Source organism: Paenibacillus sp. HJGM_3 (assembly GCF_045062745.1).
Taxonomy (GTDB): Bacteria; Bacillota; Bacilli; order Paenibacillales; family NBRC-103111; genus Paenibacillus_AA.
Map to the genome: position 1 here is coordinate 1 of NZ_JBJGED010000029.1, position 20,377 is coordinate 20,377.

The 20,377-nt window shown below is 54.9% G+C and carries 17 protein-coding genes; all 17 read right to left on the minus strand.

Annotation, left to right across the window (positions count from 1 at the left end):
* Window positions 1-289 precede the first annotated feature (289 nt).
* The 17 genes from ACI5FR_RS26110 to ACI5FR_RS26190 all read right to left on the minus strand — a co-directional run bounded on the left by ACI5FR_RS26110 (window position 290) and on the right by ACI5FR_RS26190 (window position 20,359).
* Window positions 290-1,171 carry an ABC transporter ATP-binding protein gene (locus ACI5FR_RS26110; RefSeq protein WP_405459923.1) on the minus strand — a complete coding sequence of 294 codons (882 nt, stop codon included), beginning with the start codon at window positions 1,169-1,171 and terminating at the stop codon, window positions 290-292.
* A gap of 1 nt (window position 1,172) precedes the next feature.
* On the minus strand, window positions 1,173-4,100 hold the full coding sequence (locus tag ACI5FR_RS26115) for an ABC transporter permease (protein WP_405459925.1): 2,928 nt from the start codon (window positions 4,098-4,100) through the stop codon (window positions 1,173-1,175).
* Between the two features lie 18 nt (window positions 4,101-4,118).
* Window positions 4,119-5,147 carry an efflux RND transporter periplasmic adaptor subunit gene (locus ACI5FR_RS26120; protein WP_405460088.1) on the minus strand — a complete coding sequence of 343 codons (1,029 nt, stop codon included), beginning with the start codon at window positions 5,145-5,147 and terminating at the stop codon, window positions 4,119-4,121.
* On the minus strand, window positions 5,137-5,841 hold the full coding sequence (locus tag ACI5FR_RS26125) for an ABC transporter ATP-binding protein (RefSeq protein WP_405459926.1): 705 nt from the start codon (window positions 5,839-5,841) through the stop codon (window positions 5,137-5,139). Before ACI5FR_RS26125 ends, ACI5FR_RS26120 begins: the two co-directional genes overlap by 11 nt.
* Window positions 5,842-5,975: 134 nt before the next feature.
* Window positions 5,976-7,574 carry a response regulator transcription factor gene (locus ACI5FR_RS26130; protein WP_405459928.1) on the minus strand — a complete coding sequence of 533 codons (1,599 nt, stop codon included), beginning with the start codon at window positions 7,572-7,574 and terminating at the stop codon, window positions 5,976-5,978.
* A gap of 6 nt (window positions 7,575-7,580) precedes the next feature.
* A complete protein-coding gene (locus tag ACI5FR_RS26135; protein WP_405459929.1) occupies window positions 7,581-9,314 on the minus strand; it encodes a sensor histidine kinase in 1,734 nt (577 codons plus the stop codon).
* Between the two features lie 4 nt (window positions 9,315-9,318).
* Window positions 9,319-9,984 (minus strand): DUF1361 domain-containing protein, encoded by a 666-nt coding sequence (locus ACI5FR_RS26140; RefSeq protein WP_405459931.1) that lies wholly within the window; start codon window positions 9,982-9,984, stop codon window positions 9,319-9,321.
* A 126-nt stretch (window positions 9,985-10,110) separates the two neighbouring features.
* Window positions 10,111-10,830, minus strand: a complete 720-nt coding sequence (locus ACI5FR_RS26145; protein WP_405459933.1) for a YebC/PmpR family DNA-binding transcriptional regulator — start codon at window positions 10,828-10,830, stop codon at window positions 10,111-10,113.
* 215 nt (window positions 10,831-11,045) lie between these two features.
* On the minus strand, window positions 11,046-11,603 hold the full coding sequence (locus ACI5FR_RS26150; protein WP_405459935.1) for an HAD family hydrolase: 558 nt from the start codon (window positions 11,601-11,603) through the stop codon (window positions 11,046-11,048).
* A gap of 4 nt (window positions 11,604-11,607) precedes the next feature.
* A complete protein-coding gene (locus tag ACI5FR_RS26155) occupies window positions 11,608-12,636 on the minus strand; it encodes an ABC transporter ATP-binding protein (RefSeq protein ID WP_405459937.1) in 1,029 nt (342 codons plus the stop codon).
* Window positions 12,590-13,672 (minus strand): ABC transporter ATP-binding protein, encoded by a 1,083-nt coding sequence (locus ACI5FR_RS26160; RefSeq protein ID WP_405459939.1) that lies wholly within the window; start codon window positions 13,670-13,672, stop codon window positions 12,590-12,592. Before ACI5FR_RS26160 ends, ACI5FR_RS26155 begins: the two co-directional genes overlap by 47 nt.
* Before the next feature lie 35 nt (window positions 13,673-13,707).
* Entirely contained in the window at window positions 13,708-14,853 is a 1,146-nt protein-coding gene (locus ACI5FR_RS26165) for an ABC transporter permease (RefSeq protein ID WP_405459941.1), read from the minus strand.
* Between the two features lie 3 nt (window positions 14,854-14,856).
* A complete protein-coding gene (locus tag ACI5FR_RS26170) occupies window positions 14,857-15,855 on the minus strand; it encodes an ABC transporter permease (RefSeq protein WP_405459943.1) in 999 nt (332 codons plus the stop codon).
* A 63-nt stretch (window positions 15,856-15,918) separates the two neighbouring features.
* Window positions 15,919-17,883, minus strand: a complete 1,965-nt coding sequence (locus ACI5FR_RS26175) for an ABC transporter substrate-binding protein (protein WP_405459944.1) — start codon at window positions 17,881-17,883, stop codon at window positions 15,919-15,921.
* 16 nt (window positions 17,884-17,899) lie between these two features.
* Complete coding sequence (locus tag ACI5FR_RS26180; protein ID WP_405459947.1) at window positions 17,900-18,010, minus strand: LacI family DNA-binding transcriptional regulator; 111 nt, start codon at window positions 18,008-18,010, stop codon at window positions 17,900-17,902.
* A gap of 169 nt (window positions 18,011-18,179) precedes the next feature.
* The gene (locus tag ACI5FR_RS26185) at window positions 18,180-18,965 is read right to left on the minus strand and encodes a glycerophosphodiester phosphodiesterase (protein ID WP_405459948.1); all 786 of its coding nucleotides are present in this window, start codon (window positions 18,963-18,965) and stop codon (window positions 18,180-18,182) included.
* Window positions 18,966-19,333: 368 nt separating this feature from the next.
* Window positions 19,334-20,359 (minus strand): cysteine peptidase family C39 domain-containing protein, encoded by a 1,026-nt coding sequence (locus tag ACI5FR_RS26190; protein WP_405459951.1) that lies wholly within the window; start codon window positions 20,357-20,359, stop codon window positions 19,334-19,336.
* Window positions 20,360-20,377 lie beyond the last annotated feature (18 nt).

Sequence of the window (20,377 nt, forward strand, 5' to 3'; positions counted from 1 at the left end):
CCCCCATCGCTCCATGGTTTGGTTAGGAATTATTAACCAATATTATGGAGTTTGAAAAGGGAACCTAAGTAGTAACACCCGGGTTTACTATTAACCGAAGTTAGGTTTACAATTCCCTCGTGATGCACGATTCTCAGCTGAAATTGTAAGTTTAGGTTTACTAGTTGTAAGTTTCGCTTTACTAAGGCGGAGAACCAACGATAGACGCTCGGTCCGGCCGGCTCAGCCGAATCCAACACAACAAAAACCGCCCCCAACAAAATCCAGGGGCGGTTCCACAAACAGCTGCCTACTTCTCCGGCGGCAGAAGCACGATCTTGCCGTCCTCGACCGACACGCGGACGCGGCCGGTGCCGGCGGCGCCGATCGTCTCCAGGTAGCCGGCCGGGATCTGAAGCCGGCCTGCCTTGTCGACGACCGCGTACTCGATGTGCGAGTCCCTCTCCTGCTCGGCCTCGCCGCGTTCGAGATCGGCGAGCTCCTCCGCGTACGACCGGCGCCGCACCATCTCCGAGGACGTCTTGCCGTCCCGGATCGCGACGACGCGGTCGACCTTCTTCGCGAGCAGCGGGTCGTGCGTGACGATCACGACCGTGAGCCCGAAGCTGCGGTTCAGATGGCGAAACAAATCGAGGATTTGATTCGCCATCTTCGTGTCGACGGAGCCGGTCGGCTCGTCGGCCAGCAGCAGCTTCGGCTTGTTCGCGAGCGCGATCGCGATGGCGACCCGCTGTTGCTCGCCGCCGGACAGCTGGCTCAGCTTGTTGCGCGACCGGTGGCTTAAGCCCACGGCGTCGAGCAGCTCGAGCGCCCGCTCCCGCTTCCGGCGGCCCTGCAGCAGGATCGGCAGCTCGATGTTCTCGAGCGCGGTCAAGTACGGGATGAGGTTCCGGGCGTTATTTTGCCAGACGAAGCCTACGGTCTCTCGCTTGTATTTCACGAGATCGCGCTCGGTGAACTTCAGCAGGTCCTTACCGTCGACATGCAGGTTCCCGGCCGAGGGGCGGTCTAGCCCCCCGAGCATGTTCAGCAAGGTGGATTTGCCGCTGCCGCTGTTGCCGATGATGGCGGTGAGCTCCCCTTGCTCGACTTGCAGGTCGAGCCCTTGCAGGGCGACGACTTCCAGATCCGACACTTTGTAGATTTTGACCAAATTCTCGCAATGGATCATGCTAATCCTCCCCCAGCTTGACCGCCTGATGAATTTTGATCCGTGAGAGCATCGTACCGATAATGAGCAGCGCGAGCCCGATCATGATGCCGACGATGCCGTACAGGTTCAGCCGGTCGGCCAGATGGAACGTCACCTGGAACGGCGGCACCTGGGTGCTCGGGTCGAAGGTGAGCTGGAAGAACGGCACGAACAGCCGGCTCGCAACGGTGCCGGTGACGGCGCCGATCAGGACGGCCGCACCTGAGGTAAGCACCTGCTCCGCCGTCATCATACCGATGATCTGCGAGAATGAGAGCCCCATCGCCCGGTACACGCCGAATTGCAGAATCCGGCCGAACAGCGACAGCACCCAATACAGCAGGAACCCGATGAACGTAATCCAGATGCCGATCAGGAAGCCGAGCGTCATAACCCCGTTGATGGCCAGCTGGAACGGATCGTTCTTCGTGGCGATCAGCTGCTGCTTCGTATCGGTCAGCTGGACGATCGGCATCTGCTTCTCCTCCATCGCTTCGTACAGCTGCTTGCTCGTCGCGCCCGGCTTCAGCTTCAACCAGATGTCGTACGGCTCGAGCGCCAAATTATTCTGAATGTAGGACAGGTGGCCGATCGCGACCATCGGCAGCTTCACCTTCGGAATCGAAGACGTGCTTTTGGCCGAAGTGTTCGTCGTCGTGGTCGTAGTTTTGGCGGCGTTCGCAGGCGGATTCGGATTCCAGCTCGGCCAATAGTCGATAATGCCGTAGACTTGGAATTGCGCCGGTTGAATACCGTTCCAGCCAAGCGTGATGACGTCGCCGACCTTCACCTTATATTGATCGGCGACCGACTGGGACACGAGCACGGCCTTCGGATCGGAGGCGAGCAAGTTCAAGTATTCGTAGAAATGATGATCCAGCAATTGGTCCCGCAGCCAAGCGGTCCGGCCGAAATCGTCCGTATCGATGCCCATTAATTGAATCGCCGACGTTTCTTTACCGAACCCAAAGAAAGCATTCGGCTTGTTGAACACGCGGGCGGCGTTCTCTACGCCGGGGAGTTGCGCATAGGGCAAGAAAGGCGGTTCCGTATATTGCACCCGCTTCTGCGCACTGGGCGCGGCAGCCGCGGGGACCGCTCCTCCCTCCATACCTCCCCCCATATCCGGGGGAGGCGCGTCATTCTCCCATTTCGTAGAGACGACGATATCCGCTCCGTTCTTATACCGCAGCTTATCCTCCATATTCTGATTCAGTGTGCGGGCGGCGCTGGAGCTGAATAGCCCGGTGGCCATCGTCAGAATGAGGAACAGCATGATGAACTGATACTGCGTAGCCGATCGGCCTACCTGCAGGAGAGCCGAGTACAAGTAGGGCGGCCACCAGCGGCGTCCGATGGCGTACACGATCCGCAAGAACAGCGGATAGACGCGCAAAATGAGCAAGCCCATAGAGAGCATGAACAGGGCCGGAGTTAGGAAGAGCAGCGGATCGATCTTCAAGTCAGTAGATTCTAGGCCGAGCGCCACCAGATCTTTAATCCTCCGGTGAAAAGATTGGAGCAAATAGATCGAGAGGCCCATGAGCAGCACGTCGATAAACGTTTTGTGCAGGAACGACATTTTCATCTGTCTCGCCATCGATTGCTTATGACCGACGATCGTCGCCCGAGTCGCATTCCAGACCGGAATAAGCGTCATCAGCACGGAACCCGATACCGCGATAAGCGCATAGCGGTATGCATCGGCGTTCAGCTTGGCATCGACGGCCGCCCGGTTCACGAACTCCATGAACCCGTTGGAGGCACCGAGTATCTTGGTCAGCTGCAGCCCCAGCAAAGGTCCGATGGCGTAAGCAATGGCGCCGAGCAGCACCCCTTCGAACGTATAGCTTAAGATGATCTGCACCCGGCTCGCGCCGCGGCTTCGAAGCACGGCGATCTCCGTTCGCTGCCGCTCCGTGATCAGATTGGCCACCATGAACAAATAAAACGCGAGCAAAATCAACACCGGCACATTGAGCGACCAGAGCATTTGGCGCAGCTGCTTTTCCTTGTCATAATACGTATTGATGATTTTCAGCGCCGGCGCATTCACCGTGTTGTTGTAATTGCCGCCATACCTCTCAGCGGTGAAGTCTTCGATCTCCCCGACCGACCGGGTATATTTTTCCACGGTATCCAGCTTCATCATGGAATAGTCCATCGCTTTGTACCAGTAGGCCGAGACGACATTCAGCTTGTAGCCGTTCGTCAATTCGCGATCGAACAGATCGAAATCCATGAAGAACGTGGAGTTGTATTCGTGCAGGTCGGTTTGCCAGAACACATCGTTATAGTCTTTGCGATCGAACACGCCCACCGGCTTGAACCGGACATTCGCCTTGACGGTGTCTTCCTTGACGACGAATTCGTTGCCCAGCACGAGCTTCAGGTTGCTCAGCACCGCCTCGGTGACCAGCACCTCATACACCCCGCCCACGGGCTCTGACGAGGGGTACCGGCCGTCGATCAGTTTGACATGGTCCTTCATGCCGCTTATCGCGGAGATCTCGGCGTACCGTTTCTTGCTGGCATCCGCTTGAGCCGGATCGGTAGGCTCGATATTGAGGCCCATCGTGCTTCGCTGCACGTACGACGCTACTAGCGGAAGACCGAACCTGCCCACGACGTCCTTATGGAACTGGTCGCCTAGCTTCAGCTCTTGCGCCCACTGCTGCGGAGTACCGTCACCGGTCAAATAGGCGAACGCCGATACAACGCCCGGGTACTTGCCCGAGTTCACCTGTAAATTTTCCAAATCCTTGACCAAGAGCCGCTGCAAGATGGCGTGAGTATAGATCGGCATGGAACTGGCCAAAGCGACGGAGACGATCAGTCCCAGCAGCAGGCTGAGCTCGAGCCACTTGTTCTTGGCCATCTTGCGAAGAATCATTACGAATAAGGCCACGGAACCACTTCCTATGCGTTAATTGTTGAGAATGATCTTTTGTCCTTCCTTCAAGCCTTTGCGGATTTCCACCTCGGTCGACGTTTGCAGCCCTTTCTCCACATCGATTTCCTTGCGGCTCTCGCCTTCGAGAATTTGCACGTAATCGCGGCCCAAGTAGCTGCGCAATCCGGATCGAGGAATCACAATCACATTCTCCGCCCGGTCTGTCTCGATAATGACGGTGGCCGAGCCGCCGATCTTCGCCTGCTCCTGCAGCTTGTCTACTCCGAAAATAATCGTCTTCGCGTTCCGTTCCTGCTGGGCTTTATTGTCGGTATACGGAGCGCTGGCCGGCGTCTGCAGCACCTTGCCCGGCAATTCTTTATCCCCGATCTTGACCTTCACGCCCATCCCCACTACGATGCCGCTGAGCTCGCTCGTGTTCGAGTTCTCATAGACCAGCTGCACACGCATCGGGTCGGAAATGGTGACCACAGGCCGGTAAGCCGTCACCTGCTCGCCCGTCTTGATGGAATCAATATAGGTGACGACCCCGCCGATCGTGCTGACCAGCTTCGTTCGCTCCAATTGCTGCTGCAGCTGGTCGAGCTGGATTTGCGACGTTTCCACGTCAATCATTTTGAGCCGGACCGCCGTCGGGTTCCCGAGCTGGTCCTGCTTCGCCTGCTCGAGGGCGATCTTCGCCTTCTCCACATTGAGCTGCTGAATACGGATTCGGCTCTCGAGATCGCCTCTATCCACTTGAGCCACGACATCCCCCGGTTTCACCGTATCCCCGAGCTTGACGTCTACGGATTGGAGCCGAGGCCCGGTTTCTTTGAAAAATAAATTATCACTGCTGCTGGAGATGACGGACGCGGTGGCATTAATCTGCTTGACGAGCGTCGCACGCTTCACGTCATACAGCTCGTAGTTCTCCTTCACCGGCTTCACGAGAGGCGGCTTCAGCGCTTCCTCTTCGGTCGGACGCAGCGAACAGCCGGCCGCCAGCACGAACGCCGCTCCGACAGCAAGCGCTTTCAAAACCCTTATATTACCCTTCATCGACAATGACACCATCCTCCAGTGCATATACTTGATCCACGATTTCCATAATCGCCGGGTCATGGGTGGTCAAAATGATCGTCATGCCCTGCTGCACCAAATCCTTGAACACCTTGAGCACCTGCAGCCCCATCTTGCTGTCCAGCTCGGCGGTCGGTTCGTCGGCCAGCAGCAAAGCCGGCCGATGCGCAATCGCCCGGGCGATCGCCACCCGCTGCTGCTCGCCGCCGGACAGCTCGTACGGCCGATGCTTCATGCGGGGCTTGAGCCCCACGAACTCCAGCGCCTCCTCGGCCATCGTACGGTGCTGGCTCGTCGGCACGTCCGCGATCCGCAAGGCGAAGTCCACGTTCTCGTAGGCCGACATATAAGGAACGAGTGCGAACGATTGGAAGATCAACCCCATGTTTCTCCGGCGTATCGTATCCCGCTTCTTCTCCGACAGCTCGGTTAGCTCTTGGCCCGCGAAGTAGATCGCGCCCTCGGTCGGACGATCCAAGGCGCCGAGCAAATTGAGCAGCGTCGTCTTGCCGGAGCCGGACCGGCCTCGGAGCGCCACGAGACGTCCCGGGCGGATCGACAAATTCGCACCCTTGAGCGCCGTGACCTCACCGGCTCCTCTTCCGAATACCCGTTTGACCCCGATGGCTTGGATTAGCGGCTCTTGGGAATCCCGCATTTGTATCGCTTCCATGGCTCCCCTCCTGTGAATGGCTGTGTGTGCAACCACGCTACCTTTGCATAGTCCGTGCAGGATACACTTCCCGCATTTTCACTTTAGCTGGTTTAGGCCATGAAAAATAGACACCTCTTTGTTAGAAAAGGTGTCTATTTGTTCGACAACTCGTATTCTTTGGGGGTGCAGCCGACGATCCGCTTGAACACCTTGACGAACGTCTTCGAGTCCGGGAAGCCGACGGCTTCGGCGACTTCGTACACTTTCATCCCGCTCTGCCTGAGCCGCTTCTTGGCTTCGTCCATGCGGATGCGGGTCAGCGTCTCGATGAGCGACTCTCCGGTCTCCTTGCTGTACAGGTCGCTCAGGTAGCTGCGGCTCAGCTTCACATGCTCGGCGATATGCGCCGTGCTGACGTTGAGGCTGTAGTTCGCCCGCATGTATTGAATCGCCTTCCGCACGAAGGGGGACGGCGGCTTCGGCGGCGAACCGCCCGATTCCGCGCCGCGGAGATAGGGCGAGCCCAATTCCTCGAACGCCTGCACGAGCCGCTGCTTCACGTGCTCCATCGTGAGGCAGCCGCGCAGCGGATGAGGCTGCGCATAGTGCCGCTCGAAGTCGTCGGCGCCTGCGTAGCCGTACTCCTGTGCGCTGCGCGCGGCCGACGCGAACAGCTCGGCCAGGAACGCGTCCAGCTCCGCGAGCGGCAGGCGCGCTTCGGCGAGCTGTGTCCCCAGCTCCTGCGCCTGGAACAGCACGGCCGCTTCGTTCCCGTGGCTGATGGCGCGCAGCAAATCCGTCCGGCTCGCATAGGCGAGCGGCTCTGCTCCCGGCACCCCGCCGGAGGGAGACTCCCCAGCCGGCAAAACAGCCACGACCGGATCGGACCGGTCTCCGTAGAACCACGCTTCGATCTGGCGCTCATGCCGCTTCCGGGCGAGCTTCAGCTCGGACAGCCCGCGAATGGCGGTTCCATTCCCCACGAATCCGCCCGGCACCCGGACTGCATCCTCCGATGACTGCTTACCCTCCATCTCGCGAAGCAGCCGTGCCGCCCGCGCCTCGAAGCCCGTGTCCGATCCGGCCCGCTCGGCTGACTTCGGCTCTTCATACAGGAGCAGCAGCCGGTCCGGGTCCAACCGAACGGCGGCGCTGTAGCCCAGCTCCTCCCAGTCGGGCGCCACGTCCAAGCCCGCGAGCCCGCGGTACAGCAACAAACTCCGCAGCTGTCGGCCGTCTGCGAACAGCTCGAGCTCCAGCGCCGGATCCTCGCGCTCCTGCAGCAGCAGCTGCTCCAGCCTGGCGTTCAGCTGGACCTGCTTGGACTGCTCAAGAGCCTGGCGCCATGCCTCGACGCGGCTTCGCTCCGCCCGCCGCGCCTCCAAGTCCTGCCTGGCCTCCTCCATGATTTGCAGCAGCTGCTCCGGCTCCATCGTCGGCTTCAGGATGTAGTCCTTCGCCCCCAGCTTCATCGCTTCCTTCACCCAGGCGAAGTCGTCGACGCAGCTCAGCACGATCGTGCTCACATCCTTGCCCTGATCCTTGATGCGCCGCAGCAGCTCCAGCCCGTCCATTCGCGGCATGAGCAGATCGGTGATGAGCAGGTCGACCTCGAGCGCCTCGAGGAGGGTCCACGCTTCCTCTCCATCCTCGGCCTCCCCTACCAGGCGAAGCCCGGCGCCTTCCCAATCGAGCATCGACCGCAGGCCGATCCGAATGATCGGTTCGTCATCCACAACGATTACATTCATTCTCGGCTACTCCTCGTTCCGGTGGATCGGCAGCGACATCCGCACCGTTGTGCCTTCCCCCGGCTTGTTGATGATAAGCATTTTGTAATCGGGGCCGTAATACAGCTTGATCTTCTCCCGAATGTGGGCCATGCCCAAGCCGCTCATCCGCTCCTTCGACAGTCCGCCTCGTACCCGCGTCAGCCCGAGCGAGGAAGGCTCATATTCGCCCGCGGCTCGTCCCGCGAGCCCGACCCCGTCGTCTTCGACCTCGCACAGCAGCAAGTCTCGGTCCAGATAGGCCCGAATCGTAATGACGCCTTCCCGCTTGCCCGGCTCGATCCCGTGCAGAATCGCGTTCTCCACCAACGGCTGGAGAATCATCCGCGGCACGAGACAGTCGGACGCCAGCTCTTCGACCTGGATCTTTAACCGAATGCGCTCCCCGTATCGAAAGCTCTGAATGTTCATGTAGTCCTGGATCAGCCCCGTTTCCTCGCGCAGCGTGATGAAATCGCCCTTCTTCCCGAGGCTGGCTTGCAGGAGCCGCACCAGAGCGCTTACGACCTCGGAGATTTGCGGCGTTTTATGAATTTTGGCGACCCATTTGATCGTATTGAGCGTGTTGTACAGGAAATGCGGATTGAGCTGATACTGAAGCGCTTCCATCTCGGCTTCCTTCTTAAGCGCCTCCTCCTGCTTCACTTGCTTGATGAGCTCCTCGACCCGGTTGAGCATCTGGTTGTAGCTCTGGCCGAGATCGTTCAGCTCTCCGAAGCCGTCCTCCATCCAGTACGCCTTCAGATCCCCCAGCTCGGCGCGCTTCATCAAGACTCTCAGTCCGTCCAACGGGCGCGTCACATAGCGGGCGAACAAAATGGAGCTGGCGATGGAGACGATGGCGAGAAGCAGGAACAAGCCGATCAGAATGTTGCGCATCTTCAGAAGCGCGGCGTTCGGCTGAACCGGGACATCCAGGATCGACGTCCAATCCAGCTCCGCGCTGTCGAGCTTGGCCGTCGACCGGACGATTCCTTTGGGAATCGCACCGCCGCCATCGCCAAGATCGGGGCGTACCTCCGTCCCGAACAACAAACGTTTGTCTTGATCGATGAGCGTCAACTCGCCTGCCATATCCTTCTCCTGGGCATCGGCGATCAGCTCGTGAAGCGCCACTAGCGCCAGAATCGATCCATATGTCACTCGGGTGCGGGCATCGACTACCGGTTCCACGGCGAGCAGGGTCGGGTGGCGCGAGCTCGATAGCGACATCGCGCCCGCGGGCACGACCGGGATCCACTTCTTCCCCCGCTCTTCCCGGGCCGTCTCGAACGGAATGGGCCCCGCGTTCGTCTGGGCGCACAGCGTCTGGCCGGACTGATCGAGAGAGAGGCACAGCTGGAGCAAATATCGGTTCGAGGCGAGCTGTCTGCGCAGCATGGAGTCGAGATAATCGCGGATTCTCCGTTCCTCTCCCGCCTCTAGCTGCTGCTCGCCCCGGACGGCGTAGCGGCTGATCGCATAGTCCTCCGCCGTTTGCTTCAGTCCCTGAGCGATCCCGGCCAGCTGCTGCCCGGTCCGGTCGAGGAAGCGCTTGTTCGCTTGCTCTACGAGCGGGGCCTGTTCTCGGGCCGCATAGGAGCTCGACTGGGCGTAGAAGACGTAGGTCGCGACCAAGAGAGGAATGGACCCGACGAGCAGCAGGAAGAGCATCAATCGGAATTGAAATCGGTTCAGAAAGGCGGAAAATAAAGGTTTCATCGCATCACCTGGACCGCTCTGGCTGTAAATTGTACACCAAATAATACAAGGAACCGGTGACAAACCCGAAAACGACAATGAAAGCGAGCGAGTCCGGTTCGACCATCGCCTGGACGGTGTCCCGGACGATCTTCATCGGATCGCGAAGCAAGTCCCACGAATTCCAGCGCAGGAACCGGCCCAGATAGACGCCGATGCTGCCCAGAGCCAGTACCAGAAGCGCGAAGGCGTGACCATAGCGGACTCCGTACCCGCTCCGGATGCGCTCCTGCATCCGCAGCAGCGAGACGACGCCGAGCCCCCAGCCGAGGATGACCGCCAACGCGTGCAGAGAAATATCGTAATAAAGCATCGGCTTCGAAACCGAGCGGCTGAAATAGCCGATGTGTACGATATCGGTGATGATGTAGAAGCAGTTCGGGAAGAAGAACAGCCAGACTAGACCGACTCCCGCGATTCCAAGCGTCCATCGGCTTCCCCGCTCGAGTCGGCGGCTGATCCAGGACGAACATACATAGGGAATCCAGGCGAGCACCAAGTTCGGGACTAGCAGCCATAAGTATGTGGGATGGTCCGTGACGATGAAGCGCATCGCAATGAGCGCTCCGCATAAAACCGTGCACCAGAGGAATGTGAGCAAGAGACGATATTGATGGATCCGACGGGTCATGACTTGATGCGCTCCTTGTCAAATGGCTCTCTTTTCACAGTACCACACCTCACTTTTCGCCCGCAACAAAAAGCCGACATCCTCGTATTCCAAGGAATGTCGGCCTGTATGCGCATGAGAGCTTGTCTACTCGCTCAGCTCCACGTTATGATACACCTGCTGGACGTCTTCGAGATCCTCCAAGGCGTCGATGAGCTTCTCGAATTGCGAAACGGACTCCTCGGGAAGCTGCACGTCGCTCTGGGCCAACATCGTAATCTCGGCAACGGTGAACTCCGTGACCCCCGCTTGCTTGAACGCATCCTGAACGGCCTGGAATTGGCTCGGGTCGGCATATACGATCACCGCTTCGTCTTCCTCCACGATATCCCGCACGTCCACGTCCGCTTCCATTAGCAGCTCGAGCACTTCGTCCGACGTTTTCCCCTCGATGCCGAACACCGCCGTCTCATCGAACATATAAGCGACCGATCCGCTTACTCCCATACTGCCGCCATTCTTATTGAACGCGGACCGTACCGTGGCGGCGGTCCGATTCACGTTGTTCGTGAGCGCATCGACGATAATCATCGCGCCGTTCGGTCCGAAGCCCTCATAACGGAGCTCTTCGTAATTCTCGTCGGAATTGCCCTTCGCTTTCTCGATCGCGCGGTCGATAATCGCTTTCGGCACGTTGTACGTTTTGGCGCGCTCCAGCACGAACCGCAACGAGGCGTTCGCCTCCGGATCCGGGGAATCTTTCTTGGCGGCCACATAAATCTCTACCCCGAATTTGGCATAAATCCGGCTTGTGTTCGCGTCTTTCGAAGCTTTCTTCTCTTTGATATTGTTCCACTTGCGTCCCATGTTTCCCTCGCTCATTAAGTAGGATTGAATTTTTAATGTAACTATTATATACAATTTTCGACGATTTCCCAAGTTGTGAAACCCCACAAAGTGACGTGTGCCTCTGAAGCTTTTTCCATTCCTTTGCGGGGACCCCCGGGATTCATAAATTATAACTATGGTAATTAGAAAAAATCCCTTGCTGAGCAAGGGATCCTGATTTCATAAGGTCAAATCTAGAAATTTATACTCGCCCTCTCAGCTTCCACAAATTGCGAATTCAAGCGTTCGATCAGATCGATCAATTCCATCGGCTCGCTAATCGTATACATCGGTCGTTCACTGTCGTCTGCCGACGTTTTCGGATATCTCGGCGTCCAGTTCAGGTGAACGCTAGTGATGCCCATTTGATTCGCACCCTTGATATCGCGGCTTAGATTGTTTCCCACCATGACGATCCTCGAGCGGTCGCTATCGTTCAGGTCAAGGGCTCCGATCGCCGCCTTGAACATACGCGGACTCGGTTTGGAGGCTTTTATCGTCTCGGAGTAGATCATCGTCGTGAAATAATCGTAAATGCCGTTTTGGAGAAACATATTTTTGAAGGATTGAGCCAAACCGTCGGCGACCAACGCCAGCGTATAACCGCGTTCCGCAAGCATCTTCACCATCGTGTCCGCGCCCGGTATGACATCGGCTTTGATGACGACGTCGTATTCGTCCCGGATTTCCGTGCTTTCGTCAATGATGGTGTCGCCGCTGTCCAGGAAAACGATGATTTTTTTAGGTTCCACTCCGTTATTCCACCTTTTCGTACGAATTGACGCCTTTGAGGTGAAGCTCGCCCGCATAATGGCAGGCAACGTAATGCTGGTCGCCTATCTCGCGAACGGCGGGCTCGTCGGTCACACATTGATCCATCTTGTATGGGCATCTCGGATGAAAGTGGCAGCCGCTCGGGGGCTTGGCCGGATTCGGCACTTCCCCCTCCAGAATAATCCGTTCCTTTTTGAAATTCGGATCGGGCATCGGTACGGCGGATAACAAGGCTTCCGTATAAGGATGTCCAGGGTTCGCAAACAGTGAATCTGCAGGCGCGAGCTCGACGATTTTCCCCAGATGCATCACGGCGACGCGGTCCGAAATGTGCTCGACGACACTGAGATCGTGCGAAATAAAAATATACGTGATTTTATACTGCTTTTGCAAATCTTTGAGTAGGTTGATGATTTGGGCCTGTATGGAAACGTCGAGCGCCGACACCGCTTCATCGCATACAATGAGCCTCGGCCGGCTGGCCAGCGCGCGGGCAATGGCGATGCGCTGCCGCTGTCCCCCGGAGAAAGCGTGCGGGTACCGTTCCAAATAGCTCGCGTTAAGACCGGTTTTCTCCGCGATCTCCGTCACTCTTTCCCTGATTTCGGATCGGCTTAATTTACGGGTTGCGGTTAAAGGCTCGCTAATGATGTTAAAGACGCTCATTCTCGGACTCAAGGAAGAATACGGATCTTGGAAAATCATTTGAATGTCTTGTCTGTATCGGTTGTATGCGTCGCCCTTCAGTTTGAGGAAGTCGCACGGTTCGCCGTTTTCCGGATAATAAACAACCTCGCCGGAGGAAGCTTCGATCCCGCGCACGATGCAACGGCCTAACGTTGTTTTGCCGCAGCCGGACTCTCCGACGATGCTCAACGTCTCCCCTTCCCTAAGCTCGAACGAAATGTCCGTTACGACGCGGATGGGACCGTTTTTCCGGAAGCCGAAGACACTTTTCTTCCCGTCAAATTGCTTGGTCAGCCGATGGACCTGCAGAATCGTTTTGGACACGGATATCCTCCTCCCCCTTCTTGTCGAAAAGGAAACACCGCACGGTATGCTCGGGGGAAACACGGGTCAGCGGGACGGCCTGGTTGTCGCACACTCCCGGCATCCGCTCCTTGCATCGGTCGTAAAATCCGCACATCTGCGGCATATTCAGCGCAAGGGGCACCGTTCCTTCAATCGACTCCAGCCGATTATTTTTGCGTCCGAGCTTCGGCATCGAATGCAGCAAGCCTTTGGTGTACGGATGCTTGGGGTTGTTGAAAATTTCCTTGACGGTGGACTGCTCCACAATTTTACCCAGATACATGACCGCCACCTCATCGCACATTTCGGCGATAATGCCAAGATCGTGGGTGACGAGGAGGATCGCCATCCCGAATTCCTTCTGCAGCTCCTTCATCAGTTCAAGCACTTGAGCTTGAATCGTCACATCAAGCGCCGTTGTCGGTTCATCGGCAATGAGCAGCTCTGGGTTGCAGGACAACGACATCGCAATCATGGCACGCTGCCGCATCCCGCCCGAGAATTCATGGGGAAATTGCTCGAACCGTTTCTCTTCGTCGGATATTCCGACTTTGCGTAGCATTTCCAGGGCGATCTGCTTCGCTTCCCGTTTATTTTTCGTCCGATGGATCAGGATGGCCTCCATAATCTGATTGCCGATCGAATACATCGGAGAAAACGCGGTCATCGGCTCCTGAAAGATCATGGATATTTTTTTGCCGCGTATCGCTCGTATTTGCCGCCCCTTCGGATCCATCCTTAACAAATCAATCGGCATCGACGAATGCTCCGCTCCGGGCTGATACACAATGCTTCCCGATGTTTCGCATTCCTTGGGGTTAATGGAGATAATCGCCCGGCTGGTCAAGCTTTTTCCGCAGCCCGATTCTCCAACTAAGCCTAATGTTTTCCCCTTCTTGATTTCAAAGTCCACCCCGTCGACCGCGGCGAGCGTACCGGCGTCCATACGGATCCGGATCTTGAGGTCCCGAACGGAGAGGAGCGGTGAACCGGGGTCCGTTTGATGAGCCGTCATAGGTTTTCCCCTCCCTATACTCTCGTAGGTCTTTCTTATTTCTTGTACGGATCGGCGGCGTCGCGCAACCCGTCTCCGATGAAATTAAAGGCGAGCACCGTAAGGATGACTGTGCCGAGCGGAATGAGCTTCCACGGATACAGAGCGACATTCTCGATTTGTTGAGCCTCCTGGAGAAGGACACCCCAGCTTGTAGCGGGGGAGCGGATGCCGAGCCCCAAAAAACTCATCGCCGTCTCGCCCAATATCATCGACGGAATCGCCAGCGTAGCGGCTACCACCAGATAACTGATAAAGCCTGGAACAAGATGAACGCGGATGATTTTCATACTTCGGACACCCGAGATTTTCGCCGCCATGACATAATCTTCATTTTTCAGGGAAATGAATTTGCTGCGAACGACACGTGCGAGCCCCGTCCAGTCAATAAAAGCAAGAATGATGGTGATGTAGAAATACATTTGCACAACCGGTATACGCGGAGGAATCGCCGCAGACAGCGCCATCCAAAGCGGAAGCGTCGGAAACGAGCGGATGACCTCGATCAATCTTTGGATCGTCGAATCGATCAGGCCGCCGAAATAACCGGAAATCCCGCCGATTACAATACCGAGCAAGAAGCTGATCGTTACGCCGACCAACGGAATGCTTAATGAAATTCGGCTGCCGAGCACGATCCGCGAGAATAGATCGCGGCCCATCCCATCCGTACCGAGCAGGAACACTTTCCCAGGGTTATCCACGCCGAATAAATGCTTATTGGTTGGAATCAATCCGAAAAGCTTATAGCTCTCCCCCTCCACGAACAGCTTGACCGGGTACTTGACTTCTGTGTCTCGCACATAGATTTTCCTAAGGGTTACCGGATCTCTACCGGACTTGAGTCCATACACGAATGGCCGCAGGTGAAACTTGCCTTCGCTATCGACCCATTTCAAAGTCATAGGCGCGGTATTGATGTACTGGCTGTCGTAGCTTGTAAGGCCTTGCGGGGCAATAAACGGCGCGAACAGGGCAACTGCATATATCGCTACCAAAAAGTACAGGCTCACTCGCGCCAATTTATGCTTCTTGAATTTCCGAACCATCAAGCGCCACTGCGAGCTGTAATATTCCTCGAGATGGGGCTTGGCTTTTCTTCTGCCCAAGTAGTTGAAAGGATTGTTTAGGATCGTTTTCATGGGTTACGCACCTCGATATTCCGTGCGGATTTTCGGATCGAGCCAGGCGAGCAGAATATCCGATATCAAGGTGCCTATTACGGTCAATATCGCCATGAAAAACAACCATGTGCCGGCTAAATACATGTCCTGGGCGAGCAGGGCGTTATACATGACCGGACCTTGCAGCGGAAGGTTAAGGACAATCGCCGTAATCGTCGATCCGGTGAAAATGTGGGTGAGCGACCAGCCGATGGTGCTGATAATCGGATTAATTGCCGCGCGCGTCGGGTACTTCAAAATAATTTTCATTTCGGACAATCCTTTGGCGCGTGCGGTGACGACGTTGGGCTTGTTGATTTCCTCCAGCATTTGGCCCCTCATTACACGGATGAGCTCGGCCGTATTCGCCATGCCGATGACGATAATCGGGATAATCATATGCTTGAGCAGGTCGACCACTTTAGCGAACGACCAAGCGCTGTTCACCTGGTCTTCCGAGAAAAGCCCCAGCAGCGGATCCCCGAAGTACACAAACGACAAATACATCAAAATGACCGCCAGTAAAAAATGGGGAGTCGCCATGCCCAAAAAACCGAGAGCCGTAACGATATAATCTCCGACGGTATATTGCTTAATGGCGCTGTAAATCCCGATCGGGATGGCCAGCAAGTACGTAAAAGCCATAGTCACCAAAGAAACGATCAGAGTCAGCGGCAAAAATTGTCCGATCACCGCCGTTACCGGCTTGTTAAAATTGTAGGAGTACCCGAAGTCGAAATGCAGGATGATATTTTTGGCCCAATAGAAATATTGCACGAACCAGGGCTGATCGAGACCGTAATGCGCTCTCAGCTGCTCCATTTCCTGCGTTGTCATGACATCGCCGGCTGCCGCCATCTTGGCGGCATAATTCGAAACGAAATCCCCGGGAGGAAGCTGTATGATATAGAAAACAATAGCGGAGATCACAAATATGACGGGAATCATCAATAAGCATCTTCGAGCAATATAACCCAGCATCCGCTCTCCCTCATTTCTTTAGAAAAAGGGGGGGAACTCAGTCCCCCCTTGGGTCACTGCCGATTACTTGAAAAAGAATTGCGCCGGATGGGCATGCCCCAGATTTCGGAATTCATCGATATCGACGATCTCCTTCGGCACGTTCTTGAGGTTGTTTTTGACGACGGTGAGCGAGGGCGTAGGTCCCGTATACCCGATAACCCACTGATTTTTTTGATGCAGCTTAATGATCTCATTGCTCCATTTCACGATTTCCTCCTGATTTTTGGCCGCCTTCACTTTATCCCAATTTTCAAGAATTTTGGCTACGTCCCCTTCCGGCTTCACCCCTTCCTTGCCCTGGGATTGGGTATACAACCCGTAATGCCCCAGCCATGGTGTGAGCACGCGAAGCGGGACCAATTCGTCCGGTCGATACGCGACGTTGACGAGGTTGACGCTAACCGGGAATGCTTGCACCTTATTCGCGTACTTCAGGTCCTGAAGCGTCCCTTGATCGACGATTTTTAGATCCGTTTTGATGCCGACGGCCTCGTAATATTTTTTGATGAGCTCCATAAACGGGGCGACCGTAGTGCTGTCATTGTGGAAGGTGAGCGCCAAATCGGATCCGTCGGAGAACGTTCTGAAGTTATTCTTATCCCGTTTCGTCAAACCGATTTCATCCAACAGTTTGTTGGCCCGGGCCACGTCATAATTGGCCCATTGCTTATCCCAGCCTTCCTGGTAGCCGACCAGCCCTTTAGGCACCGATGCCTGCTGCGGCTTGCCAAGTCCGTTCGTGATGATTTCGGAAATTTCGGTGCGATTGACCGCGACAGAGAGAGCTTCTCTGAACCGGATATCCTGGAACAAAGTCCGATATCTCGGATCTTCGGTCGTTTGGTTCAGCTCCACACCCGTACTGGACCATGCTGTATTCGTCCATTGCAAGACGCGGTAATCCCCACGCTTTTCATTCTCTTTCAGCACTGTGAAATCACTGAAGCTAAACTGGTTCAAATCATAATTTCCGGCCAAAGTATCAAGCAGAGATTGATTGGGATCCTGAATCTTCTTCAGATTGATGCGATCGATATAAGGAAGCTGTTTGCCTTGCCCATCCACCTTCCAGTAGTACGGGTTGCGCTCCATAACGAATACATCGCTGTTCGGATCGTTCTTGGCATGCCAAGCTCTCAAGGTCGGAATTTGCGGGTAGATCCAATAATAGTATCCGGTTTCGACCAAGAACGTTTTGACATCCTTGAATCCCCACTGCTTGGCGATTTCCAACGCTTTCTCTTCGCCTACGAACTCAGGGAGAATCGTTTTTTGGAAATGTGCTGGGGCAAAAAACCATTTGTTATCGATCGCAACACGCTCAAGAAACAACACGCTCGGATACTTATGCTTTACCTTAAAGGTGTAATCATCAACCTTAGTTACCTCTGCCAGGGCTTTAGCTCCCGTAACGGGATCGACCGAATAGTAGGCGTCATAGATTTTTTTTCCGAAGGTTTCCTTCGTCAGCATGTGCTCCCAATAAAAGATCACATCGTCGGCCGTGAACGGAACCCCATCGGACCATTTCATTCCTTTCCGCAAATGAATCGTAAACTCAGTCGAATCCGCGTTGACCTCGTAGCTCTTGGCCACATTAGGTTCCACGCCGCTGCCGTCCGCTTTAAAGCGGAATAACGCTTCTTCCGTCGGTTTGCCGATCGTCCACCTGTCATTCGGACCTTTCCAAGGCATGCGCCATTCTCCGCCATACTTTCCGATTTCTTCGACGACGGCTTCCACCATCACATCTTCTTGGGCAGGAATTCGTTTGTCCAGGGAGGGTAAGCTGCCCGATTTTACCGCTGCCGCAAGCACTGGAGATTCTGATAAAGCGCTTACAGTAAGGACCGCACTTTTCATCGGCGCTGCTTGTTCCGTAGGTTTCGCCGATTCGTTGACCTGTGCCGCTTTGTTGTCGTCTTCACATGCTGCCGTGAAGAGTATGAATGCTAGAAAAAAGAGACATAATGCGAATCGTTTCACGATGCAAATACCTCCTTCAAAAGGATGGATATGTGGCTGGACTTATCGGTCTCATTTTGCTGAAAACGCTGGATACGGTTCCTTTGGAAACCCCCGCCATCTTGGCAACATCGTTGATCGTGGCCATTCGACCCTCCTCTCTTATTGCATTAAACCGGTTTATTAAACCGGTTTAATAAAACCTAAAACCTAGGGCTATCCGTTTACCATATCCACTACCGAATTAATCTCCTAACAATATGCTAAAAGCAGGCGAATTTGTTCTGTAAGCGCTTAAAAATTAAGTTAACGGCGTCTTAGGTAAAAGCTCCGGCATCGGCTGGGTCTGCTCGTTCCATGTGTCTCCTTTTTAGCCCAACAAGACTTTGTACGTCCCGGGTCGTAATCGAATGCACGCCCATTTCGATAAAATCCTCCATAACCGGCAGGTCGTTTACAGTCCAGACGTACACCGGCAACCCTCGGGACGATGCGTATTCCATCAACTCCGGACGAACGAGCCGATAATGGATGTTGACTCCGATACAGCCCGTTTCCACAGCGTCCCGGCAAGTTTGACGTATCGCTTCCTCGTAAGGTAACGATAAGAATAAGCCTGACTCGGCGTTCAGGAGCTTCGGCAGCTCCGGATGCAGATGCTGGACCATTCTAGCCCGCTCCCGTTCGCAGCCGGATAAAATGACGGATGCGCCCAATTCGTATGTACGAACCAATTCCGCTACAGATTGAATACATTCGTCGACTTTAATATCGAGATTGATGGTTGCGCCCGCCTTCTTGATCAAAGGTAAAATCTCTTCAAGCCGGCAAATCCGCATTGTCTTCGTCTTTCCTTCTTGCGCTACGGCAATGGTTAGGGCTTGGATTTCCGCAAAAGTCAGCTTCGATATGCTGCATTCATCGCCGCCCGCGGTGTGCCAACCGTCGTCGTGAGCGAGCACCGGCACGCCGTCCCTTGTAACGCGAATATCTTCTTCCACTACATCCGCTCCTAGCCGAAGCGCGGTCGTCACGGAATCCACCGTATTGTCAAGTGTCCCCATACAGCCACTGTGAGCGGTAATCAACGGAAATCGATTCATGAAGAGTGCCCCCTCAGCAAGCTCCGCGCAAACAGATTAAGCGCTTAACTTAATTCGCATAGTTTGACATAATACGGTTCATTTCGCTATATGATCATGTAAGTATCGATAAGCTGTTACTAGCGTGAAGTACTTCGCCCCTCCCCCCTGATAAGAATTGGAACTCCGCCTAATCTTGTAACAGTCGATTGTGTATAACTCATTATATATCGAAGCCCAAAGAACAAGTCAAGAAGAAAGTTAAGCGCTTACGCACAATTCCGTTTCTCCCCCCATGCGCTTGGTCAGCAGCAGAAAAAATCCCTTGCTGAGCAAGGGACCACTAGAACATGAATCGCGCAAGCGGTGGGGGAACGTCCTCCAGTCGGTCAAACGGATACGGCGCTTCCCATCTCCAGCTGGCCGATCAACTCGTGAATCATTTCGGTCTCCAGCGGAATCATTTCTTTCAACCCCTCGTACAGGGGTTGCGTAACCGGGGGCTGGGACCGGATTTTCATGAGCAGCAGCTTGGTTCGGAACATCTCCAGCTTCTTTTTCATGTAAGTACATTTCTCCAATAAGGAGCCGTCGTCGAGGATCAATCGTTGGTTCATGAAGTATTGAATGCGGTTTTCCATAAGCTTCTTATGCTCGAACAGCAGATGAATCGGTTTGATATCGATGAATGGAGGATTTCGAAGGGGGAGCTGCTTGTAATATTCGGCGACGGATGCGGTAACCTCCAAACCGTAGCTGTTCCCATTAGCCTGCATCAAGCCGGCAAAATTCCGGGACGAATTTTTCGAGTTGACATATTCGTCCAGTCCGGCGATCACGCACGGGATATCGACGGAGTAGTTCACTTCGCTTTTCAATGAAATCAACGCGATGCTGTCGCGAAAATCGCCTGTTTGCTCCGCCGGGTCCATGCTTGCGTAGGCGTCTTCGATTTCTTGGAACGAGGCTGTGGAAGTAGCGAATTTGCTTTCGAAATGATCGGCAATGTCGAACGTTTGCTCCCTTTCGTTGAACCCGTACAAAATGACCGTATGCGGCCTGTATGTTTTTTGGTAAAAGTCTGTGTAAGCCTTGATGTGAAAGCTGTCCAAAGTAATGAATACATATTGGTCGCGAACGATGCTTTGCTTCAGCCACTCGATGAAATCCACGTTCATGGCCGCAAAAGTGTCCTTATGAATCGCCTGTACATTGACAAGAGGACAATTCGAAAACAGGTTGTAATAATAAAAGTTGACTTCCAGCCCAATTTCGCTCCACCAGCTGTTCATTTGAATAAAATTGTTCGCGATCCATGGTTGAAATTTCGCACTTCTCGAAGCGATCGTCAAAAGTCCGGATTGGAAAGGGTAAGTTGAAACGGGAGAACCGTCGAAGGGAAGTCTTTTTTCCAACTTGATCTCTCCTCCATA

What these genes read in the sequence shown, in the direction of transcription:
- ACI5FR_RS26110 (WP_405459923.1), bottom strand. Translation starts at nt 1,171, where the DNA reads ATGATCCATTGCGAGAATTTGGTCAAAATCTACAAAGTGTCGGATCTG.
- ACI5FR_RS26120 (WP_405460088.1), bottom strand. Translation starts at nt 5,147, where the DNA reads ATGAAGGGTAATATAAGGGTTTTGAAAGCGCTTGCTGTCGGAGCGGCG.
- ACI5FR_RS26125 (WP_405459926.1), bottom strand. Translation starts at nt 5,841, where the DNA reads ATGGAAGCGATACAAATGCGGGATTCCCAAGAGCCGCTAATCCAAGCC.
- ACI5FR_RS26130 (WP_405459928.1), bottom strand. Translation starts at nt 7,574, where the DNA reads ATGAATGTAATCGTTGTGGATGACGAACCGATCATTCGGATCGGCCTG.
- ACI5FR_RS26135 (WP_405459929.1), bottom strand. Translation starts at nt 9,314, where the DNA reads ATGAAACCTTTATTTTCCGCCTTTCTGAACCGATTTCAATTCCGATTG.
- ACI5FR_RS26140 (WP_405459931.1), bottom strand. Translation starts at nt 9,984, where the DNA reads ATGACCCGTCGGATCCATCAATATCGTCTCTTGCTCACATTCCTCTGG.
- ACI5FR_RS26145 (WP_405459933.1), bottom strand. Translation starts at nt 10,830, where the DNA reads ATGGGACGCAAGTGGAACAATATCAAAGAGAAGAAAGCTTCGAAAGAC.
- ACI5FR_RS26160 (WP_405459939.1), bottom strand. Translation starts at nt 13,672, where the DNA reads ATGACGGCTCATCAAACGGACCCCGGTTCACCGCTCCTCTCCGTTCGG.
- ACI5FR_RS26165 (WP_405459941.1), bottom strand. Translation starts at nt 14,853, where the DNA reads ATGAAAACGATCCTAAACAATCCTTTCAACTACTTGGGCAGAAGAAAA.
- ACI5FR_RS26170 (WP_405459943.1), bottom strand. Translation starts at nt 15,855, where the DNA reads ATGCTGGGTTATATTGCTCGAAGATGCTTATTGATGATTCCCGTCATA.
- ACI5FR_RS26180 (WP_405459947.1), bottom strand. Translation starts at nt 18,010, where the DNA reads ATGGCCACGATCAACGATGTTGCCAAGATGGCGGGGGTTTCCAAAGGA.
- ACI5FR_RS26185 (WP_405459948.1), bottom strand. Translation starts at nt 18,965, where the DNA reads ATGAATCGATTTCCGTTGATTACCGCTCACAGTGGCTGTATGGGGACA.